The sequence below is a fragment of the Microcoleus sp. BM001215392 genome, assembly GCF_036700185.1.
In the GTDB taxonomy this organism is placed as follows: Bacteria; Cyanobacteriota; Cyanobacteriia; order Cyanobacteriales; family Microcoleaceae; genus Microcoleus.
The window spans coordinates 1-3,008 of sequence record NZ_JAUBOJ010000582.1; the positions used below are offsets into that span (position 1 = coordinate 1).

Consider the following 3,008-nt stretch of genomic DNA (forward strand, 5'->3'; position numbering starts at 1 on the left):
GGAGTAACTTCTGTTTGCAAACATCAGGGAAAAACATTTTCACGCTTTGGCGAGTTGGTTAAGGCTGCCGTGAAAGATGGCAAAATCCGATCGCAGAACCAGCAATTGTTTGTAATAGAAGCAGACCAAATATCTGCATAAAGCGGCACGGCCCGCCAGGGAATTAATTCCCTGGCTAATAGCTAAAGTCGGTTAAAACCGACTGAAAACTTGAAAATATCCTCTTCAGTCCTCATAGCGAGGACTTTAGCTACTCGCTGTGGGGTTTTAACCCCTGGCGGACTGGGGGACTAGCGAACGGGCGAACGGGCGGACTAATAGTATAACCGCTAAATATCTGTTAAAATTTACCTTGCCGCAGATAGCACAAATCCAGTTTATTTGATAAACTAGATTCTCCAAACCAGCCGCCATCTGCGGCTCTTTCATGTCCGCCAACATAACAAAACTCAACTCTAAAAACAATCACAATTATCAAACTTCCATGCAATTAACTAATCCAACAAAAGAGATACAAATGACCCTTCCCGAATTCAACAATGACAAACTGCTGCGCCAAGCGCTCACCCACCGTTCCTACGTCAACGAAAACCCCGCCTATCGCGAAGCAGATAACGAACGTTTAGAATTTCTCGGCGATGCTTTGCTGACTTTTCTCAGCGGCGAGTATCTCTACCAACGCCATCCCGAAATGGCAGAAGACCAACTTACTCGCCGGCGTTCTGCATTGGTAGATGAAAGACAATTAGCCAGATTTGCTACTGAAATCAGTTTAGACTTAAAAATGCGACTCGGAAAAGGAGCTTTGCGAGAAGGTGGGATTACTAATCCTAATTTGCTCAGCAGCACTTTTGAAGCGTTTGTTGGCGCTTACTATCTCGATACGCAAGATATGGACAAAGTTCGCGAGTTTGTGTGGCAAATGTTTGATTCTGTTCCCGAAAATGTTGTGGAAACTCGATCGACTGTAGACTCGAAAAACCGCTTTCAGGAGTGGGTACAGACCAACGGCGAGACAACTCCGCCCAAATATGCGACAGTTCAGGTACAGGGAACGCCACCGCACGCCCCGGAATTTCTCGCTAAAGTGTATGTTGCAGAGAAGCTATATGGAGAAGGTAAAGGTAAAAGCAAAAAAGATGCTGAAAAAAATGCAGCCGAAGATGCACTGGCTAGGCTCAAAAAACGCGGACTGATCTAAACTTGGAAATATGGTAACTGCCAAAACGGTTAGGACGTTATTGATTGCACAAACATGACCTGAAAATTCTTTTTTCCTTCTTCTTGCTTGCTTCCTTTACAATCCAAAATCTAAAATCGATATGACTGACCAGCCGCGCACTCGCCAGGAATTGTACGATCGCATTCGTTCTACCAGCAAACAAGAATTCATTCTCGAAGAAATGATCCGGCTCGGTTTCTGGCCCGCACAAGGCGAAATTCCCGAAGATCCGGCCGACGAAGTTCGCCGGATTGGGGAAATTCGGCGAGAACTTGACGAACTGCGCAGGGAAAGTTCGCGGCTGCAAAACGAGAAAGCACTCCGCAAGGAAATGCTGCAACAGCGGCTTGCCGAATCGCGGCGAAAACAGCAGGAAACTAAAGAACGCCGGGAAAGAGAACGACAAGAACGCGCTGAGAATTGGCGGCAAAGAAAACAGCAAGAAATTAGTTATCTCGGCGACGCTGTATCGGCAGGACTAAATAACACAGACGGCAACACAGAACGCTTGCAAAGCTATCAGTTACCGCTTGGCAATACAGCAGCAGAAATTGCGGCGGCGATGGAAATTAGCATCGGACAGTTGCGGTTTCTCGCTTTTTCCCGCAAAACTTCCCATATTTCCCACTACATCCGGTTTAAAATACCCAAGAAAACTGGAGGAGAAAGACTCATTTCCGCGCCGATGCCCCGCCTCAAAAAAGCACAACACTGGATACTTCTTAACATTCTTGAAAAACTCGAATTGCACGGCGCAGCCCATGGTTTTCGATCGCATTATTCAATTGTCACCAACGCTCAACCTCATGTAGGCTCTGAAGTTATTATCAACTTCGACCTCAAAGACTTTTTTCCTTCAATTTTTTACAAGCGAGTTAAAGGACTTTTTCAATCTTTTGGTTATTCAGAAGCTGCCGCGACAATTTTCGGATTGCTGTGTACGGAACCGGAGATAGAAGAATTGGAATTAGACGGCAAAACTTACTTTGTGGCAGTTACAGAACGCCATTTACCTCAAGGTTCTCCCGCAAGTCCAGCAATTACTAATTTGCTGTGCCGCCGCCTCGATAAGCGATTAACTCAAATGGCCCAGGAATTGGGATTTGTTTACACTCGCTACGCGGACGATTTGACTTTTTCGGCATCGGGAGACAGTTTGCAAAACATTTGTAATGTACTCAGGCGCACGGAGGCGATCGTTACTCATGAAGGATTTAGAATTAATGAACAAAAGACTCGGATTTTGCGGAAAAATCGGCAACAAGAAGTTACTGGAATTGTGGTTAACGAACAACTCAGTATTTCTAAGAAAGTGTTGAAACGGTTCCGTGCTGCTTTATTTCAAATCGAGAAAGACGGCCCGGAGGGGAAGCGGTGGGGGGGTGCGACTGATGTTATCGCATCTATTCAGGGTTTTGCTAACTTTGTAGCAATGGTAAATCCTGAAAAAGGTGCAGAATTTATCGAACAGGTGAAAGCTATTAAAAATAAATGGTAATATCGCCTTTGTAAAGTTTGTAGTGAGAATGTCAGTCTTCTGTTTTGTTTTCCCAGACTCCCATCATGTCCAACTGTATCGGAATTATATATTTGAATCGTCGAAAGCGCTGTCGGGAGCTCGCGGATTGAGGCGGCGCGCACTAGGTAATTCCGATGTTACCGGATTTGATATCATATCATCTCCGGTAGATTATCATCACAAAAACGGATCGCGCGTGCGCCGGAAAGTGCGCTTTTATTCTGCGGACTGAAGTCCGTACTACGAACCTTGCTTTTATTCTGCGGA

At 45.4% G+C, this 3,008-nt stretch carries 3 protein-coding genes; 2 read left to right on the top strand and 1 reads right to left on the bottom strand.

Annotated elements, in window-relative coordinates:
* Nucleotides 1–340 precede the first annotated feature (340 nt).
* The gene (locus tag QT974_RS32945) at nucleotides 341–469 is read right to left on the bottom strand and encodes a hypothetical protein (RefSeq protein ID WP_333472570.1); all 129 of its coding nucleotides are present in this window, start codon (nucleotides 467–469) and stop codon (nucleotides 341–343) included.
* Between the two features lie 48 nt (nucleotides 470–517).
* Here QT974_RS32945 and rnc point away from each other — a divergent pair, with 48 nt between their 5' ends.
* Nucleotides 518–1,201, top strand: coding sequence for a ribonuclease III (gene rnc / locus QT974_RS32950; RefSeq protein ID WP_333472571.1), 684 nt, complete (start codon nucleotides 518–520; stop codon nucleotides 1,199–1,201).
* Nucleotides 1,202–1,322: 121 nt separating this feature from the next.
* The gene (locus tag QT974_RS32955) at nucleotides 1,323–2,720 is read left to right on the top strand and encodes a reverse transcriptase family protein (protein WP_333472572.1); all 1,398 of its coding nucleotides are present in this window, start codon (nucleotides 1,323–1,325) and stop codon (nucleotides 2,718–2,720) included.
* The last annotated feature ends 288 nt before the right edge of the window (nucleotides 2,721–3,008 follow it).

Coding starts and splice junctions, on each gene's coding strand:
- rnc (WP_333472571.1), top strand. CDS start 518: ATGACCCTTCCCGAATTCAACAATGACAAACTGCTGCGCCAAGCGCTC.
- QT974_RS32955 (WP_333472572.1), top strand. CDS start 1,323: ATGACTGACCAGCCGCGCACTCGCCAGGAATTGTACGATCGCATTCGT.